Raw genomic sequence first — 16,979 nt, forward strand, 5'->3', positions numbered from 1 at the left:
AGGAAGCAATTTCTTTACGCTGCACAAAAATCCCACTAGCGCGGTGGAACCCTGCCGGATTATTCTTGTTAAATTCTTTTCTTCTTTTGCAGGTTTTCGATGTCTCAGCCCGGCCGAGTCCAAGCTTTTCGTCCTGTCGTGACGGTGGACGACTGGAAAATCATCATGTCCGCCATCCAGGCCTATTCCCACAACGCCGAATATCGCGATCTTCTGGGACGGCTGGAACACGAGGCGATGATGAACGGGATCACGGAACTGCGCCGTCACGCCAACCCGCCGGCGACCTTGGACCGCCAGTAGCCCCACACCGGGTGACGGATGCGCCTGCGGGCCGCGTCCCGACCAAGCTGTTCGTCGTCGGGAACAAGGGTGCCGCTACGGCAAACCGCTTGCATCGGTTCCCGCCACCGGGCAGGTTGCGCGCGAACCGCGGAACAGAAGGTGACGCCATGAAACCCGAACTCCAGTCGCAAAGGACCCGCGCGCTCTGCGGCCTGGCGCCGGTCATTCCGGTGATCGTGATCCGCAACGCCGAGCGCGCCGCGGGACTGGCGCGGGCGCTTGTCACCGGCGGGCTGCCCGTTCTGGAAATCACCCTGCGGTCGGACGCGGCCCTGGATGCGATCCGGGCCATGTCGGCCGTGTCGGGCGGGCATGTCGGGGCCGGCACCGTGCTGACGCCCGACGACGCGCGCCGCGCCAAGGACGCGGGCGCGACCTTCGCCGTGTCGCCGGGCCTGACCGACCGGCTGATCGCGGCCTGCGAGGAACTGGAGCTGCCGCTGCTGCCGGGCGCGGCCACCGCCTCCGAGGTGATGCGGGCGGCTGACGCCGGCTATGACATGCTTAAGTTCTTCCCCGCCCAGACAAGCGGCGGCGCCGCGGCGCTGAAGGCCCTGGCCGGACCGCTGCCGAGGATCAGCTTCTGCCCCACGGGGGAATCACCGCCGCGAACGCCCCGGAATACCTCGGCCTGCCGAACGTCCTCTGCGTCGGCGGCAGCTGGATCGCCACCGATGGCGACGTCAACGCCGAGAATTGGGGGGCGATCCAGGAACGCGCCCATGCCGCCTCCCGGCTGAGCCGGGGCTGATCTTGGCGCCTGACGACAGACGCGCCCGACGCAACGTGATCGTGCTGGTCGCGGCCCAGGCGATCCTGGGCGCGCAGATGTCGATGATCTTCATCGTCGGCGGTCTGGCCGGCCAGATCCTGGCGCCCAATCCCTGCATCGCCACCCTGCCGCTGTCGATGATCGTCCTGGGGTCGGCGCTGACAGCGCGTCCCCTGGCGCGCTTCATGCAGGACCGCGGCCGGCGGGCGGGCTTCCTGCTGGCGGTCGCGGCGGGGGCCCTGGGCGCGGCGCTTGCCGCCGGGGGCCTGTGGACCGGGTCGTTCTGGTCCTTCATGGCGGGATCCTTCCTGACCGGCATCTACATGTCCGCGCAGGGATTTTACCGCTTCGCCGCCACCGACCTTGCCTCCGAGGACTATGCCCCGCGCGCGATCAGCTGGGTCATGGCGGGCGGCTTGGCCTCGGCGATCATCGGGCCCGCCCTGGTCCGGGCCACCGATGGCCTGACGGCGGTGCCCTTCCTGGCCACCTATCTGGCGGTGATCGGGCTGAACGCCCTGGGGCCGTTCCTGTTCGCCTTCCTGGACAGCCCCCCGCCCCCGCGGTCCCGGACCGCCGCAGAGACGGGACGTTCCGCCGCAGAGTTGCTGCGCCAGCCGCGGATCGCCGTGGCGATGATCTGCGCGATGGTGTCCTATGCGCTGATGAACCTGGTGATGACCTCAACCCCGCTGGCGGTTGTGGGCTGCGGCTTTGCGGCGACGGATGCGGCCAACATCGTCAGCGCCCATGTCCTGGCGATGTTCGCGCCCAGCTTCTTCACCGGCCACCTGATCGCCCGCTTCGGCGCCGGGCGGATCGTCGCGGTGGGGCTGTTCCTGCTGGCCCTGGCCGGTGCCGCGGCGCTGTCGGGGGTGCAGCTGTCCAATTTCTTCGCGGCGCTGATCCTGCTGGGGATGGGCTGGAACTTCGGCTATATCGGCGCGACCGCCATGCTGACGCGGGCGCATTCCCCGGCGGAACGCGGCCGCGTGCAGGGCCTGAACGATGCGGTGGTCTTTGGCGGCGTGTTCCTGGCCTCGTTGTCCTCGGGGGGGCTGATGAACTGCAGCGGCGGTTCGGTGGTCGCGGGCTGGAACGCCGTCAACCTGGCCATGCTGCCTTTCCTGGTGCTGGCGGGGGGTTCCCTGATCTGGCTGATGCTGCGCCCGAAGGGCATCTAGGGCGGGGGCCAGCCCCCGCACCCCCGGGGTATTTGCGCAAAAGAGAATCAGAACAGGGATTTCTGGCCCGAGGGCTTGGGCCTTCTGCCGGATCTCGGGGCGCCTTCGGGGCGGACCGTCACCCGGCCGTCGACAAATTCCAGGTCCATCTGCGGGACCATTTTGGCCGCCTGCGCCGTGGTGACGACGCCCTCGGGACCGTGGACCACCACGAAACCGCGCTTCAGGGTTTCCTTGTAGCCCAGAGACAGGCGCAGGCGGTCCACCCGCTGCATGGCCTGATCGCGGTTGCGGATCGCCCGCTGCACGGCCTGATCCAGCCGTCGCGCCAGATCGCCAACCCGTTCACGCTGCTGCGCGGCAGCCCTTTGCGCGGCAGCCACCGCCCGCAGCAAAGACGCCTCGAGCCGTTCCGCCATTGCCGTCACCCGGTCGCGCCGCCGTTCCAGCCGCCGGGCGGCGGCGGCGTCCAGCCGATGTTCCAGCCCATGCAGCGCGTGCGCCTTGCGGTCGGTGAACCTCCGCAGCAGCGCCACCGGCATGGGCCGGGCCGCAAGCCGATGCCGGCGCGTCCGGACCAGTGCGTGCAGCGCCGGATCCAGCCGCCCCGCCCACAGATCCAGCCGTTGCCGCGCGCCCTCGGTCAGGGCGGCGGGACGGCCCAGGGCGCGGGACAGGTCGCGCAGCCGCTGGCGAGGGCGGTCGATATGGTGGCGGCTGCAGCGCGTCAGCCGGGCCTGCGCCTCGGCCAGCCGCGCCGACAGGTCGGCCAGCACCGGCACCGCCATCTCGGCCGCGGCGGTGGGCGTGGGCGCGCGGCGGTCCGAGGCGAAGTCGATCAGCGTGGTGTCGGTCTCGTGGCCCACGGCGGAGATCAGCGGGATGCGGCTTTCGGCGGCGGCGCGGACCACCGCTTCCTCGTTGAAGCCCCACAGATCCTCAAGGCTGCCGCCCCCCGCGCGACGATCAGCAGATCCGGGCGCGGGATCGGGCCGCCCTGCGGCAGGTCGTTGAAGCCCCGGATCGCCGCCGCGACCTGCGGCGCGCAGCCTTCGCCCTGGACGGCCACCGGCCAGATCAGCACGCGGGTCGGAAAGCGGTCGCGCAGACGGTGCAGGATGTCCCGGATCACCGCCCCGGAAGGCGAGGTCACGACCCCGATCACGCGCGGCAGCGGCGGCAGCGGCCGCTTGCGCGCCTCGTCGAACAGCCCTTCGGCGGCAAGGGCCTGGCGGCGCCTCTCCAGCATCGCCATCAGCGCGCCAAGGCCGGCGGGCTCGATCTGGTCGACGATCAGCTGGTATTTCGACTGGCCGGGAAAGGTGGTGATGCGGCCGGTGGCGATGACCTCCATCCCTTCCTCGGGGCGTTGCGCAAGACGCCCCGCCTGCCCTTTCCAGGTCACGGCAGCCAGCACCGAGCGGTCGTCCTTGAGGTCGAAATAGAGATGGCCCGACGAGGGACGCGACACGCGCCCGATCTCGCCCCGGACGCGCACGCGGCCGAACTGGTCCTCGAGGCTGCGCTTGACCGCGCCCGACAGTTCCGAGACCGTGAATTCATGCGCGTTGCTGCCCGGCGCGTCTTCCAGCAAATCCATGCGTCTTGTTCCCTTCCTGGCCCCAGACTAGAACGCCGCCACCAGAAGCGAAAGGGCGGCCCATGAACATCCTGATCCTTGGCGGCGGCGGGCGCGAACACGCCCTGGCCTGGGCGATCCGGCAGAACCCGAAATGCGACCGCCTGATCGTCGCCCCGGGCAACGCCGGCACCGCCACCGTGGCGGAATGCGCCGAGCTGGACATCCTGTCGCGCGCCGCGGTGCTGGAATTCGCCCAGGAAAACGCCATCGACTTCGTGGTGATCGGCCCCGAGGCGCCCCTGGCCGCCGGTGTCTCGGACGCGCTGCGCGACGCGGGCTTCCTGGTCTTCGGTCCTTCGCAGGCCGCCGCCCAGCTCGAGGCCTCGAAGGCCTTTACCAAGCAGATCTGCGATGCCTGCGGCGCCCCCACCGCCGCCTGGGCGCGATCTCGACGACGCGGCAAGTGCCCACGCCCATGTCGCGGCCCAGGGGGCGCCCATCGTCGTCAAGGCCGACGGGCTGGCTGCCGGCAAGGGCGTCACGGTGGCGGAAACGGTCGAACAGGCCCATCAGGCCATCGACGCGGTCTTTGCCGGCACCTTCGGCGGAACGGCGGTGGTGATCGAGGACTTCATGGAGGGCGAGGAAGCCAGCTTCTTCATCCTCTGCGACGGGACGGATTGCCTGCCCATCGGCACCGCCCAGGACCACAAGCGCGCTGGCGAAGGCGACACCGGCCCCAACACCGGCGGCATGGGCGCCTACAGCCCCGCCCCGATCCTGACCGAGGCCCTGCAGGATCAGGTGATGGCGCGGATCGTGCGGCCCACGGTGGCCGAGATGGCGCGCCGCGGGATGCCGTTCCAGGGGGTTCTCTATGCCGGGCTGATGATCCGGGACGGTGCCGCGCGCCTGGTCGAATACAACGTCCGCTTCGGGGACCCGGAATGCCAGGCGCTGATGATGCGGCTGGGAGCGCAGATCCTCGACCTGCTGCTGGCCTGTGCCGAGGGCCGGCTGCGGGATCTGTCGGTCAACTGGGCCGATGATCACGCGCTGACGGTCGTCCTGGCCGCCCGGGGCTATCCGGGCGATTACGTGAAGGGCAGCCCGATCAGGGGGCTGGAGAGGCTGGCCGAAACCAGTTTCGAGATGACCTTCCACGCCGGCACCGCTGAACGGGACGGCCAGATCGTCGCGACGGGGGGCCGCGTGCTTGCCTGCACCGGCCGCGGCTCCACCCTGGCCGAGGCGCGCGACCGCGCCTATGCCCAGGTGGACGCCATCGACTGGCCGCAGGGCTTCTGCCGCCGCGATATCGGCTGGCACGCGCTCTGAGGCTTCTTCTTTGCGCAAATACCCCCGCCGGAGGCAGCCGACCGCACCCCCGTCACCCCGTCACAGGCTGGAATACAGCCCCTCGTAGATCGGCAGCAGGGTATCGGTCTCGAACAGGCTGCTGACCGAGGTGCCGTTCCAGATGTTCAGGATCGCCTGCGTGAACATCGGCGCGGTCGGCACGATGCGGATGTTGGGGGCCGACTTCACCGCCTCGGTCGGCTGGATCGAATCGGTGATGACCAGCGACTTCATCACCGACGTGCTGACCCGTTCCACCGCCGGGCCGGACAGCACGCCGTGGGTGATATAGGCATGGACCTCGGTGGCGCCCCTGTCGGTCAGGGTCTGGGCGGCCTTCACCAGCGTCCCGGCCGTGTCGCAGATGTCGTCCACGATGATGCAGACCTTGCCCTCGACATCGCCGATCACGGTCATCTCGGCCACCTCGCCCGCCTTCTCGCGGCGCTTGTCCACGATGGACAGCGGGGCGCCGATCCGCGTCGCCAGTTCGCGCGCCCGCGCCACGCCCCCCACATCGGGCGAGACCACCATCAGATCCTGCATCCGCCCCCGGAAATGATGCTGGACGTCAAGCGCGAAGACCGGGGCCGCGTAGAGGTTGTCCACCGGGATGTCGAAGAAGCCCTGGATCTGGGCTGCGTGCAGATCCAGCGTCAGAACCCGGTCGATCCCGGATTCGGTCAGCAGGTTCGCGACCAGCTTGGCGCTGATCGGCGTGCGGGCCTTGGCGCGCCGGTCCTGACGGGCATAACCGAAATAGGGGATCACTGCGGTGATGCGCGCGGCCGACGACCGGCGCAGCGCATCGGCCATCACCATCAGCTCCATCAGGTTGTCATTGGCCGGATTCGAGGTCGGCTGGATGATGTACATGTCCTCGCCGCGAACGTTCTCATAGACCTCGACGAAGATCTCCTGGTCGTTGAACCGCTCGATCCGGGCGTCGCAAAGGCTGACATTCATGCCCCGGTGCATCGACATCCGCCGGGCGATCGAGGCGGCAAGCGTCCGGTTCGCATTGCCAGAAATCAGCTTGGGTTCGGTCATGACGGGCATGGGTGGGGGCCTTTTCCGAGGATCTGCCAGATTGCGCCCGCCTTACCACCCGGCTAGCCTGCCGGCAAACCGCGAAGGATCGTCTTTATGGCCAGCATCGACTACTATCTCGGGACCATCAGCCCCTGGGCATATCTGGCAGGGGACCGGCTGGAACAGATCGCCCGACGCCACGGCGCGACCATCACCTACAAGCCGCTGGACCTGCTGCAGCTGTTCGACCGGACCGGCGGCGTGCGCCCGGCGAACCGCCATCCCAGCCGCATGGAATACCGCGCGCAGGAACTGCCCCGCTGGGCGGACCATCTGGGTATGCCGCTGAACATGAAGCCCGCCCACTGGCCGGTGAACATGGCGCCGTCGTCCTATGCGATCATCGCCGCCCAGCAGGCGGGGGGCGGCGACCTGGGCGGGCTGGTCCAGGCCTTCCTGCGGGCCGTCTGGGCCGAGGATCGCGACATCAGCGACGATTCGGTGATCCGCGATCTTCTGTCGGCGCATGGCTTCGATGCCTCGCTGGCCGACAGCGGGCTGTTCCTGGGCGCCGAGACCTATGGCCGCAATCTGGAACAGGCGGTCGAGGCGGGCGTCTTCGGCGCGCCCTTCTATGTCGTCCGCGAAAGCGGCCAGAAGTTCTGGGGCCAGGACCGGCTCGATTTTCTCGACCGGCACCTCGCCACGCTATGACGGGCATTTACAGGTGGCACTGGGCGGGCGACCGGGATCGCCCCGCCCTTGCCCTTCATTGCATGATGGGCAGTTCGGCCTATTGGGGGCCCATCGCCGAGCGGCTGGAAGGGCGGATCGACCTGAGGAGCTTCGACATGCCCGGCCACGGGCGCAGCGGCCCCTGGCTGCCCCAGCCCCAGGGGCCCGACTTCCACACCTCGGTGACGCGCATCGCCGCCAGCTTCATCGACCGGCCGCTGGACCTGATCGGCCACAGCATGGGGGCGACCGTCGCCCTGCGCCTGGCCGTCGCCGCCCCCGAGGCGGTGCGAAGCCTGACCCTGATCGAACCGGTGCTGTTCGCGGCGGCACCCGACGCCGATCAGGCCGCCCGCGACCGCGCGGTGGCCGGGCACCTTGCGCGAGGCCAGGCCGAAGAGGCCGCGCGCGCCTTCCTCGACGTCTGGGGGGCGCTGCCGTTCGACAGGCTGCCGCCAGCGGTCCGCCGCGCGGTGACGGATCAGGTCACGCTGGTGGCGGAAACCGACGAGACCCTGACGCGGGATCGCGCGGGCATCCTGCGCGCCGGCGGGCTCGAGGCCATCGATGCGCCCGTCATGATCGTCTCGGGACGGGACTCGCCCGCCGTCATCCACCGGATCGCGGATGCCTTGGCAGCGCGTCTGGCCGACGTGGGACGGGCGGTGGTTCCGGCTGCCGGGCACATGCTGCCCCTGACCCATCCAGACCAGACGGCGGCGCTGATCGCCCTCAACCTCGACCGGGGCTAAAGGCTGAAGTCGTCCGCATGAGCCACCGGACCGATCGCCAGCCATTCGGCCCGGATCCGCGCCACGCGGGTATCGCCCCAGGTCCTGAACACGATGTCGAAGCCCTGCCCTGCGATCGCCTCGGCCGAGATGTCCGCCCGCTGGTTGGCCCGGCCGTCGATATCCCACATGGCGATCGAGACATGCACCGCCGGCGCGCCTGAAAAGGCGCTGTCGAACGTGATCGGGTGGCGGATGGCGCGCTGTCCCTCGCCGACCCACATCTCGCCCTGATCCTCGAAGGCCGAAAACAGCAGCACCGATCCCTGGCAGATGCCGACAGCATGATGATCCAGCCGCTTCATCCCGACCTTCCCCCACAGCCAAGGGGTCTGATGAAGGTGACTTGCCCGCCCGGGCAGAAGCGCCCGCGGCCCATCACATGCAGCAGTCCTCGAAGGCGCGCTCGAGGATCTCGATCCGGCCCAGGGCATCGACGAGAGCCGCATCGAACCGCATCTCGGGCAAGGGCGCCTGCCCCATCGTCTCGCAATACTCCAACGCGGCGCGCATGATGCGCCCACGCTGGGCGGCGCCAAGCCTTTGGGCCGCCGCCTCGTGGGTCGAAGACCGCTTGACCTCGACGAAGACCAGGCATCGGCCGTCGCGGGCGATCAGGTCGATCTCGCCGACCTTGCCGCGCCAGCGCTGCGCCAGGATCGTCATGCCGCGCCGTTCCAGCAGCCGCGCGACGCCGTCTTCCGCAAGATTGCCCGACAGGTTGGCCATGCGTCCCCGCGCCGTCCGCACCGGCGACACCCGCCCGGCGGGGACAGCCACGGCCCAGGGCAGTTCAGGCGATCTTGCAACGCATCCCATCATCCATTCCCGTCTTCAGCCAGGCCCAGGGCGATCTGATAGACATCGCGCCGTGCCAATCCCATCTCTGCCGCGACCTCGCGGGCCGCGTCCTTCACCGTCATCCGTCCAAGCCGTGCCCGCAGCGCGGCCTGCACCGTCCGGTCGTCCGCAACAGCCGCCCCGGCCCGGTCGATCAGCACCACCACCTCGCCCTTCAGGGCGGCCATCCGCGGATCCGCCGCCAGTTCGGCCGCCGTGCCGCGGATCACCTCCTCGAACTTCTTGGTCAGTTCGCGCGCCACCACCGTAGTGCGATTCGCATCAATCTCGCAGATCTCCTTCAATGTCTGATTAACGCGCCGGGGGCTTTCGAACAGGATCAGCGTCGCATCGACCGCCATCGCGTCGCGCAGCCAGGTCATGCGGGCGCCCCGGCCGGTGGGCGGAAATCCCAGGAACAGGAAGCGGTCGCTGGGCAGGCCCGACAGGCTCAGCGCGACCAGGGGCGCCGAGGGGCCGGGGATCGCCTGCACGCGGTGCCCCGCGGCCGCGGCCTCTCGGGCCAGGCGATAGCCGGGATCGGCCACCAGCGGCGTTCCCGCGTCCGAGGCATAGGCGATCTCTGGCGCCGCCTGCCAAGGCCGCCAACAGCCCCGGCCGCGCCCGTTCGCCGTTGTGGTCGTGATAGGGCAGGATCCGGCGGCCGCGCAGGGGAATGCCGTGGATGTCCAGAAGGTGGCGCAGCACCCGCGTGTCCTCGGCCGCCAGCAGATCGGCGGCGTTCAGCACGTCCAGGGCGCGCAGCGTGATGTCGCGGGCCGTGCCGATGGGGGTGGCCACCAGGTAAAGGCCCGCCTCGAGCCGCGGCGCCTCGACATGGGCGGACAGGCGCTGCGGCGGCTGAGGCCGGCTGTCGTCGCGTTTCCCGGTCATCGCCTTCTCCTTCCGACTGATTGCCAAGCCCGGACGATGGTCCTAGGCTGACCGCAGCTCGCCGATATCCTACAGCAGGGAAGTTTCATATGGTCGTTTCCGCAACAACCCGGCCCGGAACCGGATTGCGCCGCATCCTTGCCCGCGCGGCCGCCGTGCTGTCGGCCTTCGTCCTGGCCGCCTGCGACCCCGGCGCGGGATCGCAACAGGCCAGCGGCCCGGCCATCGGCCCCCTGATCGCGCCGGGCGAGCCGGTGCGGGTGGCGCTTCTGGCGCCCGGCGGCAGCGGTTCGGCGGATCTGGAATGGCTGGCGCGCAGCCTCAAGAACGCGGCGCGCATGGCGGCGGCCGATGCCCAGGGCGCCAGCATCGACCTGCGGGTGTACGACACCGGCACCAGCACCGAACAGGCCGTGGCCCAGGCCAATGCCGCCGCCGACGCGGGCGCGCAGATCATCGTCGGCCCGCTGTTCGCAGAGGGCGCGAATGCCGTCGGAAACGCCATGCGCCCGCGCAACATCAACGTGCTGTCCTTCTCGAACAACGCCGAGATCGCGGGCGGCAACGTCTTCATCCTGGGCAACAGCTTCGCCAACATCGCCGATCGCCTGGTCGGCTATGGCGTCCGGCAGGGCAGGCGCAACATCTATGTCGTGGCCGAATCCGACGTGGCGGGCCAGATCGGCGGGCGCGCCATCCAGACGGCCATCGCCCGCAACGGCGCGCGCATGGCCGGGCGGATCGACCACCCCGTATCGGTCACCGGCATCGACGCGGTGGTGCCGCAGATCGCGGCGGCGGCGCAGTCGGGCCAGGTGGATGCGGTCTTCATGACCGCAAACAACCAGGCGGTGCTGCCCTACCTGACGGAACGGCTGGCGGCGGCGGGCGTCCGCTCGCCGGTGACGCAGATGATGGGGCTGACCCGCTGGGACCAGCCGCCCGCCCGGATGACGATGCCGCAGCTGCAGGAAGGCTGGTTCGCGATCCCCGACCAGGGGCTGCGGGCGCAGTTCGACGCCCGCTATCGCAGCGCCTATGGCGAACAGCCCCATGAGCTGGCAAGCCTGGCCTATGACGGGGTGGCGGCCATCGCGTCGCTGGTGCGCAGCGGGCAGCGCAACGCCCTGACGACGACCGGGCTGACGCAGCAGGCGGGCTTTGCCGGCGTGGGGGGCGTCTTCCGGCTGCGGCCCGACGGGACCTCGGAACGGGCGCTTGCGGTGGCGACGCTGCGCGGCAACCGGCTGGTGATCCTCGATCCCGCGCCGCGCGGCTTTGGTGGCGCCGGGTTCTGATCTTGGCCGCTCCGTCCTCCACGGCGATCCTGCAAAGCGCCCCGGCCCTGTCCGGGGCGCATCCCGTCTTCGACCCCCCCAGCTTCCTGCCGATGCTGGACGCGGCCCTGCACGGCCTGACCGACGGGCGAGAGATCCGCGCCCGGACCGTCGCCATCCTGTCCGAGGCCCGCGCCGAGGCCATGCGCGCGATCGAGGCCGGGCTGGCCAGCCACCCCCGCGCCGCCCGCGAGACGGTCCGCGCCATCGCCAGCCTGACCGACGGCATCATCATCGCCGCCCACCACGTCGCGACCACCCGGCTGCATCCCCAGCAGTCGCCCTCGGAGGCCGAGCGGCTGGCCGTGCTGGGCGTGGGCGGCTACGGGCGGGCGGAAATGGCCCCGGCATCGGACGTGGATCTGCTGTTCCTGACGCCCTGGAAGATCACCGCATGGGCCGAAAGCGTGGTCGAATCCATGCTGTACATGCTGTGGGACCTGAAGCTGAAGATCGGCCATTCGATCCGCAGCGTGGACGACTGCATCCGCCTGGGCGCCGGCGACATGACCATCCGCACCTCGCTGGTCGAACACCGGCTGGTCACGGGCCATGCCCCCCTGGCCGAGGAACTGCGCGAACGGCTGTGGGTCGAGCTGTTCTCGAAGACCGTCCCCGCCTTCATCGAGGCCAAGCTGGAGGAACGCGCCGCCCGCCACCAGCGGCAGGGCGGGCAGCGCTATGTGCTGGAGCCGAACGTGAAGGAGGGCAAGGGCGGGCTTCGGGATCTGCAGACGCTGTACTGGATCGCCAAGTACATCCACCGGGTCGATCGCGCGGTCGAACTGGTGGATCTGGGCGTCTTCACCCGCGAGGAACACCTGGCCTTCTGGCAGGCCGAGGACTTCCTGTGGGCGGTGCGCTGCCACCTGCACCTGATCGCAGGCCGGCCGGCCGACGTGCTGTCCTTCGACATGCAGGTCGAGGTCGCGCGTCGCATGGGCTATCGCGACACCTCGGCGCGGCGGGGCGTGGAATACTTCATGCAGGACTATTTCCGCCACGCCACCCATGTGGGCGAACTGACGCGGGTCTTCCTGACCGAGCTTGAGGCGCGCCATGTCCGCAGCGCCCCCTTCCTGGGCCGCCTGTTCCGCCGCCGCCGCAAGCTGCGCGCGGGGTTCGTGGACAATCTGGGCCGGCTGGGCATCAGCGACGAGGTCGCCTTCCTGCGCGATCCGCTGAACATCCTGCGCCTGTTCGAGGAGGCGCTGCGCACCGGCATCCTGATCCACCCGGACGCCATGCGCCTGGTGGCGGCCAACCTGCATCTGATCGACGACAAGGTGCGCGCCGACCCCGAGGCGATCCGCATCTTCATGGACATGCTGCTGAAGCACGGCAACCCCGAACGGGGGCTGCGCCGCATGAACGAACTGGGCGTGCTGGCCGCCTTCATCCCCGAATTCGAGCCGATCGTGGCGATGATGCAGTTCAACATGTATCACCACTACACGGTGGACGAACATTCGATCCAGTGCGTCGCGGCCCTGGCCGAGATCGAGCGCGGCGAGCATCCCGACGACCTGCCCCTGTCCAGCGAGATCATGGCCACAACCATCAACCGCCGGGTCCTGTATCTTGCGACGCTTCTGCACGACATCGGCAAGGGACGGCGCGAGGATCACTCGATCCTGGGGGCGCGTCTGGCCCGGCGGGTCGCGGCGCGCTTCGGCTTTCCGCAGGACGACATCGACACCGTCGAATGGGTGGTGCGCCATCACCTGCTGATGTCGGACGTGGCGCAAAAGCGCGACATCGGCGACCCGCGCACCCTGCGCGATTTCGCCAAGGCGGTGAAGACCCGCAAGCGGCTGGACCTGCTTCTGGTCCTGACGGTCTGCGACATCCGCGGCGTCGGTCCCGGCACCTGGAACAACTGGAAGGCCGCGCTGCTGCGCAAGCTGCACACCGAGACCGCGCTGGTCCTGGAAAACGGCCTCGAGGAATTGAACCGCGGCCGCCGCCAGAACGAGGCAAAGCGCAGCCTGCGCCACTTCCTGGCCGCCAAGGGCTGGGAGGCGCGCGACATCCGCGCCGAACTGGGCCGGCACTACGACAGCTACTGGTCTGGCCTGCCGACCGAGACGCAGGCAAGCTTCGCCGAACTGCTGAACGGCATCGGCCCCGACGAGATCCGCATCGACCTGCGCGCCGATCCCGACCGCGACGCCACGCGGGCGGCCTTCGTGCTGGCGGACCATCCGGGCATCTTCTCGCGCCTGTGCGGGGCGCTGACGCTGATGGGCGCGAACGTGGTGGACGCGCGGACCTACACCACCCGCGACGGCTTCGCCACGGCGGTCTTCTGGGTGCAGGATCCCGACGGCAGCCCCTTCGACGAGGATCGCCTGCCCAAGCTGCGCCAGACCATCCTGCGCATCCTGAAGGGCGAGATCGTCGCCCGCGAGGCCTTTGCCAGCCGCGACAAGCCCAAGAAGCGCACCCGAGAGTTCCGCTTTCCCACCCACGTCACCTTCGACAACGAAGGCAGCGACATCTATACCATCATCGAGGTCGATACCCGCGACCGCCCCGGCCTGCTCTATGACCTGACCCGGACGCTGGCGGCCAACCATATCCAGATCGTCAGCGCGGTGATCGCGACCTTCGGCGCGCAGGTGGTGGACAGCTTCTACGTCAAGGACATGTTCGGCCTGAAACTGCACAGCGAGGCCAAGCGCGACGCCTTGGAAAAGAAGCTGCGCGCGGCTATTGCCGACGGGGCGAAACGGGCAGAGGCATAAGGTCATGAAATCGGGATTGGTGCGCGGGTTCCTCTCGGTGGGGATCTGGACCTTCGTTCTCGCGCGTCTCGGGCTTTGTCCGCGATATCCTGATGGCCGCCTGGCTGGGCAGCGGCGCGGTCGCCGACGCCTTCTTCGTGGGCCTGTCGCTGCCCAACATGTTCCGCCGGTTCTTCGCGGAAGGGGCCTTCAACACCGCCTTCGTGCCGATGTTCGCCAAGAAGCTGGACGACCGGGCGGACGCGCAGCGCTTCGCCTCCGAGGCGTTCTCGGGGCTGCTGATGGCGGTGCTGGTGCTGTCGGCCCTGGCGATGGTCTTCATGCCCGGGCTGGTCTGGCTGATGGCCTCGGGGTTCGCGGGCGACGAACGCTTTGCCCTGGCCGTGCAATACGGCCGGATCATGTTTCCCTATATCCTGCTGATCTCGCTGGCCTCGATGATCTCGGGCGTGCTGAACGCCAACGGCCGCTTCATGGCGGCGGCGGCAGCGCCGGTGCTGCTGAACCTGCTGTTCATCGCCGCGATGGCGGTGGCCTGGTGGCGGGGATGGGACGTGGGGCTGACGCTGGCCTGGTCCACGCCGCTGACCGGGATCGCGCAACTGGCGCTTGTCTGGTGGGACGCGCGGCGCACCGGCTGGTCCTTTCGTCCGCAGCGCCCGCGCCTGACCCCCGACATGCGCCGCCTGCTGGCCGTGGCCCTTCCCGCGGCCTTCGCGGGCGGGGTCGTGCAGATCAACCTGCTGGTGGGCCGTCAGGTCGCCAGCCATTTCGAGGGCGCGATTTCCTGGCTGTCCTATTCGGACCGGCTGTATCAACTGCCGCTGGGCGTGGTCGGCGCCGCCGTGGCCGTGGTCCTGCTGCCGGAACTGGCCCGCCGCCTGCGGGCGGGCGATCACGCCGGCGGCCAGTCGGCCTATTCCCGGGCCACCGAATTCGGGCTGTTCCTGACCCTGCCCGCCGCCTTCGCCATCGCCGTCATCGCCGAGCCGATGGTCCGCACCCTGTTCCAGCGCGGCGAATTCACCGCCCATGACACCACCCAGACCGCGCGCGCCCTGGTCGTCTATGCCTTCGGCCTGCCCGCCTTCGTGCTGCAGAAGATCCTCCAGCCGCTGTATTTCGCGCGCGAGGACACGCGGACGCCCTTCCGCTATGCCCTGTGGTCGATGGTGGTGAATGCCGTCGTGGCCTTCGGCCTGATGCCCTTCCTGGGCTTTCTGGCCGCGGCGCTGGGAACCACCATCGCCGCGTGGATCATGGTCGCGCAACTGTGGTGGGGCACCCGCGCGATGGGCGACGCGGCCCGCGCCGACGGCCGGCTGCGCCGCAAGGCGCCGCTGATCGTGCTGTCATCGGCGCTGATGGCCGGGGGATTGTGGCTGGCGATGGACTGGCTGGACGGCGCCGGCATCGGCCGGGTGCCTAGCCTGGCGATCCTGGTCTTCGGCGGGGCGGCGGTCTACTTCGCGCTGAGCTTCCTGACCCGCGCCTATCGGCTGTCCGACCTGAAGGCGGCGGTGCGGCGCGGCTAGCGCGCGCGGATCTGGCGCAAGACCCGCTGCACGCCGCCATCGACCAGCACGAAGCTGAGCAGGAAGCCCGCGCCGAAACCCGCGATCTCGGCGATCCAGCCATAGCCCGCGCCGCCGAAGACGATGCCGAAGACCAGCTGGAAGGCCAGCAGCATCCCGATCAGCGTGAAGGCGCGCAGCCGGTTGGCATGGACCGCCCCCAGCCGCGACCACAGCAGGAAGGTGAAGGCGCCGACCAGCCCATAGACCGCCGGATAGCCGCCGATCAGCGGCCCCGGACGCCCCGGCAGGACCGAGATCGCCGCCGTATAGACCAGCGCACCGCCGATGGCCGACCCCAGGAACAGCGCGACCACGGCCCAGGGGCGGAACTCGCGCGCGATCATGTTGCCAAGCGCCAGCGTAAAGACCACCACGAACAGCGCATGGGTGAAGGACGTGTTGACGAAGCTGTAGGACAGGATGCGATAGGCCTGGTCCCAGTCGATCGCGCCCAGCTGCCACATGCGCTGCACCATCTCGGGGGCGAAGGCGGTCATCTGCATCGCGTTCAGCCGCAGCCCGACGCCTTCGGCCCCGCCGATCAGGCCCGTGCGGCCCAGCAGGAACACCACCTCGCCCGCGATGGCCGGCAGGGCCAGGGCCCACAGCACGACAGGCAGCGGGTTGAGGGGCGAGACGGGGTTGGCCTGGCGCATCGGTTTTCCTTCGCGGTTGCGGACGCTGTGGCCAAGGGCTAAGCCACTGGCAGCGAAAATCCAAGCAGGCCGACATGACCGAGACGACGAAATCCCGTTTCACGCCGCGCATCTTCTCGGGCATCCAGCCCTCGGGCGGGCTGACGCTGGGCAACTATCTGGGAGCGCTGAAGCGCTTCGCGGCCCTGCAGGGGGGCGAGGCCCAGACGATCTATTGCCTTGTGGACCTGCACGCGATCACCGTCTGGCAGGAGCCCGAAACCCTGCGCCGCAACATCCGCGAAGCCGCCGCGGCCTTCATGGCGGCCGGCGTCGATCCCGCGCAATCGGTCCTGTTCAACCAGAGCCAGGTTTCCGCCCATGCCGAAATGGCCTGGCTGTTCAACACGGTCGCCCGCGTGGGCTGGATGTACCGGATGACCCAGTTCAAGGACAAGGCCGGCAAGAACACCGAAAACGTCAGCCTGGGCCTGCTGGCCTATCCCGCGCTGATGGCCGCGGACATCCTGACCTACCAGGCAACGGCCGTGCCCGTGGGCGAGGATCAGAAGCAGCACCTGGAACTGACCCGCGACATCGCCGCCAAGTTCAACCACGATTACGGGGTCGAGCAGTTCCCGATCACGGAACCGCTGATCGAAGGCGTCGCCACCCGCGTCATGTCGCTGCGCGACGGCAGCAGGAAGATGTCGAAATCCGATCCCTCGGACGCCAGCCGCATCAACCTGACCGACAGCGCCGAGGCCATCGCCCAGAAGATCCGCAAGGCCCGCACAGACGCCGATCCCCTGCCCGGCAGCACCGAAGGCCTGAAGGACCGCCCCGAGGCGCGCAACCTGGTCAACATCTACGCGGCCCTGGCCGACCAGACCCCCGACGCCGTCCTCGCGCGGTTCGAGGGTCAGGGCTTCGGCGCCTTCAAGCCCGCGCTTGCCGAACTGGCCGTGGCCTCGCTGGAACCGATCACCCGGCGGATGAACGACTACATGGCCGACCCGGCCGAAATCGACCGCATCCTGGGCCAGGGCGCCGTTCGCGCGGACGAAATCGCCACCCCGATCCTCGAGCGCACCAAGGAGATCATGGGCCTGCTGCGCAGCCGGCCCTGACCGGCGCGAACCGGGCCGC

At 69.4% G+C, this 16,979-nt stretch carries 11 protein-coding genes and 5 pseudogenes; 10 read left to right on the forward strand and 6 right to left on the reverse strand.

Annotated elements, in window-relative coordinates; translation table 11 throughout:
• The first annotated feature begins 165 nt into the window (after positions 1–165).
• The 3 genes and pseudogenes from ACZ1HC_RS13940 to ACZ1HC_RS13950 all read left to right on the forward strand — a co-directional run bounded on the left by ACZ1HC_RS13940 (position 166) and on the right by ACZ1HC_RS13950 (position 2,301).
• A complete protein-coding gene (locus ACZ1HC_RS13940; protein WP_472700492.1) occupies positions 166–303 on the forward strand; it encodes a hypothetical protein in 138 nt (45 codons plus the stop codon).
• A 149-nt stretch (positions 304–452) separates the two neighbouring features.
• Positions 453–1,096: pseudogene (gene eda / locus ACZ1HC_RS13945) on the forward strand (bifunctional 4-hydroxy-2-oxoglutarate aldolase/2-dehydro-3-deoxy-phosphogluconate aldolase).
• Positions 1,097–1,098: 2 nt separating this feature from the next.
• The gene (locus ACZ1HC_RS13950; RefSeq protein WP_472700493.1) at positions 1,099–2,301 is read left to right on the forward strand and encodes an MFS transporter; all 1,203 of its coding nucleotides are present in this window, start codon (positions 1,099–1,101) and stop codon (positions 2,299–2,301) included.
• Positions 2,302–2,348: 47 nt separating this feature from the next.
• Here ACZ1HC_RS13950 and xseA read toward each other — a convergent pair.
• A pseudogene (gene xseA, locus ACZ1HC_RS13955) lies at positions 2,349–3,901 on the reverse strand (exodeoxyribonuclease VII large subunit).
• A 62-nt stretch (positions 3,902–3,963) separates the two neighbouring features.
• Between xseA and purD the strand changes: the two are divergent.
• Positions 3,964–5,221 (forward strand): annotated as a pseudogene (gene purD, locus ACZ1HC_RS13960) (phosphoribosylamine--glycine ligase).
• 60 nt (positions 5,222–5,281) lie between these two features.
• On the opposite strand, the gene ACZ1HC_RS13965 reads toward purD, so the two are convergent.
• Positions 5,282–6,301, reverse strand: coding sequence for a ribose-phosphate pyrophosphokinase (locus ACZ1HC_RS13965; RefSeq protein ID WP_472700494.1), 1,020 nt, complete (start codon positions 6,299–6,301; stop codon positions 5,282–5,284).
• Positions 6,302–6,388: 87 nt separating this feature from the next.
• On the opposite strand from ACZ1HC_RS13965, the gene ACZ1HC_RS13970 reads away from it, so the two are divergent.
• Together ACZ1HC_RS13970 and ACZ1HC_RS13975 are read left to right on the forward strand one after the other, a co-directional pair.
• Entirely contained in the window at positions 6,389–6,988 is a 600-nt protein-coding gene (locus ACZ1HC_RS13970) for a DsbA family protein (RefSeq protein WP_472700495.1), read from the forward strand.
• Positions 6,985–7,761, forward strand: coding sequence for an alpha/beta fold hydrolase (locus ACZ1HC_RS13975; protein ID WP_472700496.1), 777 nt, complete (start codon positions 6,985–6,987; stop codon positions 7,759–7,761). The genes ACZ1HC_RS13970 and ACZ1HC_RS13975 overlap by 4 nt, the downstream gene beginning before the upstream one ends.
• Here ACZ1HC_RS13975 and ACZ1HC_RS13980 read toward each other — a convergent pair.
• The 3 genes and pseudogenes from ACZ1HC_RS13980 to rsmI form a co-directional block, all read right to left on the reverse strand.
• On the reverse strand, positions 7,758–8,105 hold the full coding sequence (locus ACZ1HC_RS13980; RefSeq protein ID WP_472700497.1) for an H-type lectin domain-containing protein: 348 nt from the start codon (positions 8,103–8,105) through the stop codon (positions 7,758–7,760). The two genes, ACZ1HC_RS13975 and ACZ1HC_RS13980, sit on opposite strands and share 4 nt — an antisense overlap.
• Positions 8,106–8,178: 73 nt before the next feature.
• The gene (locus ACZ1HC_RS13985) at positions 8,179–8,529 is read right to left on the reverse strand and encodes a YraN family protein (protein WP_472700498.1); all 351 of its coding nucleotides are present in this window, start codon (positions 8,527–8,529) and stop codon (positions 8,179–8,181) included.
• Positions 8,530–8,618: 89 nt separating this feature from the next.
• Positions 8,619–9,534: pseudogene (gene rsmI, locus ACZ1HC_RS13990) on the reverse strand (16S rRNA (cytidine(1402)-2'-O)-methyltransferase).
• Positions 9,535–9,623: 89 nt separating this feature from the next.
• Between rsmI and ACZ1HC_RS13995 the strand changes: the two are divergent.
• The 3 genes and pseudogenes from ACZ1HC_RS13995 (at position 9,624) to murJ (ending at position 15,153) form a co-directional block, all read left to right on the forward strand.
• A complete protein-coding gene (locus ACZ1HC_RS13995) occupies positions 9,624–10,832 on the forward strand; it encodes a penicillin-binding protein activator (RefSeq protein ID WP_472700499.1) in 1,209 nt (402 codons plus the stop codon).
• A 92-nt stretch (positions 10,833–10,924) separates the two neighbouring features.
• A complete protein-coding gene (locus tag ACZ1HC_RS14000; protein ID WP_472700856.1) occupies positions 10,925–13,618 on the forward strand; it encodes a [protein-PII] uridylyltransferase in 2,694 nt (897 codons plus the stop codon).
• 4 nt (positions 13,619–13,622) lie between these two features.
• Positions 13,623–15,153: pseudogene (gene murJ, locus ACZ1HC_RS14005) on the forward strand (murein biosynthesis integral membrane protein MurJ).
• Here murJ and ACZ1HC_RS14010 read toward each other — a convergent pair.
• On the reverse strand, positions 15,150–15,851 hold the full coding sequence (locus tag ACZ1HC_RS14010; protein ID WP_472700500.1) for a rhomboid family intramembrane serine protease: 702 nt from the start codon (positions 15,849–15,851) through the stop codon (positions 15,150–15,152). The pseudogene murJ and the gene ACZ1HC_RS14010 sit on opposite strands and share 4 nt — an antisense overlap.
• Positions 15,852–15,925: 74 nt before the next feature.
• Between ACZ1HC_RS14010 and trpS the strand changes: the two genes are divergently transcribed.
• Positions 15,926–16,960, forward strand: a complete 1,035-nt coding sequence (gene trpS / locus ACZ1HC_RS14015) for a tryptophan--tRNA ligase (protein ID WP_472700501.1) — start codon at positions 15,926–15,928, stop codon at positions 16,958–16,960.
• Positions 16,961–16,979 lie beyond the last annotated feature (19 nt).

The sequence above is a fragment of the Paracoccus sp. BR5-17 genome, from assembly GCF_055693925.1.

Coding starts and splice junctions, on each gene's coding strand:
- ACZ1HC_RS13975 (WP_472700496.1), top strand. CDS start 6,985: ATGACGGGCATTTACAGGTGGCACTGGGCGGGCGACCGGGATCGCCCC.
- ACZ1HC_RS13980 (WP_472700497.1), bottom strand. CDS start 8,105: ATGAAGCGGCTGGATCATCATGCTGTCGGCATCTGCCAGGGATCGGTG.
- ACZ1HC_RS13970 (WP_472700495.1), top strand. CDS start 6,389: ATGGCCAGCATCGACTACTATCTCGGGACCATCAGCCCCTGGGCATAT.
- ACZ1HC_RS13940 (WP_472700492.1), top strand. CDS start 166: ATGTCCGCCATCCAGGCCTATTCCCACAACGCCGAATATCGCGATCTT.
- trpS (WP_472700501.1), top strand. CDS start 15,926: ATGACCGAGACGACGAAATCCCGTTTCACGCCGCGCATCTTCTCGGGC.
- ACZ1HC_RS14010 (WP_472700500.1), bottom strand. CDS start 15,851: ATGCGCCAGGCCAACCCCGTCTCGCCCCTCAACCCGCTGCCTGTCGTG.
- ACZ1HC_RS13995 (WP_472700499.1), top strand. CDS start 9,624: ATGGTCGTTTCCGCAACAACCCGGCCCGGAACCGGATTGCGCCGCATC.
- ACZ1HC_RS13985 (WP_472700498.1), bottom strand. CDS start 8,529: ATGGCCAACCTGTCGGGCAATCTTGCGGAAGACGGCGTCGCGCGGCTG.
- ACZ1HC_RS13965 (WP_472700494.1), bottom strand. CDS start 6,301: ATGCCCGTCATGACCGAACCCAAGCTGATTTCTGGCAATGCGAACCGG.
- ACZ1HC_RS14000 (WP_472700856.1), top strand. CDS start 10,925: ATGCTGGACGCGGCCCTGCACGGCCTGACCGACGGGCGAGAGATCCGC.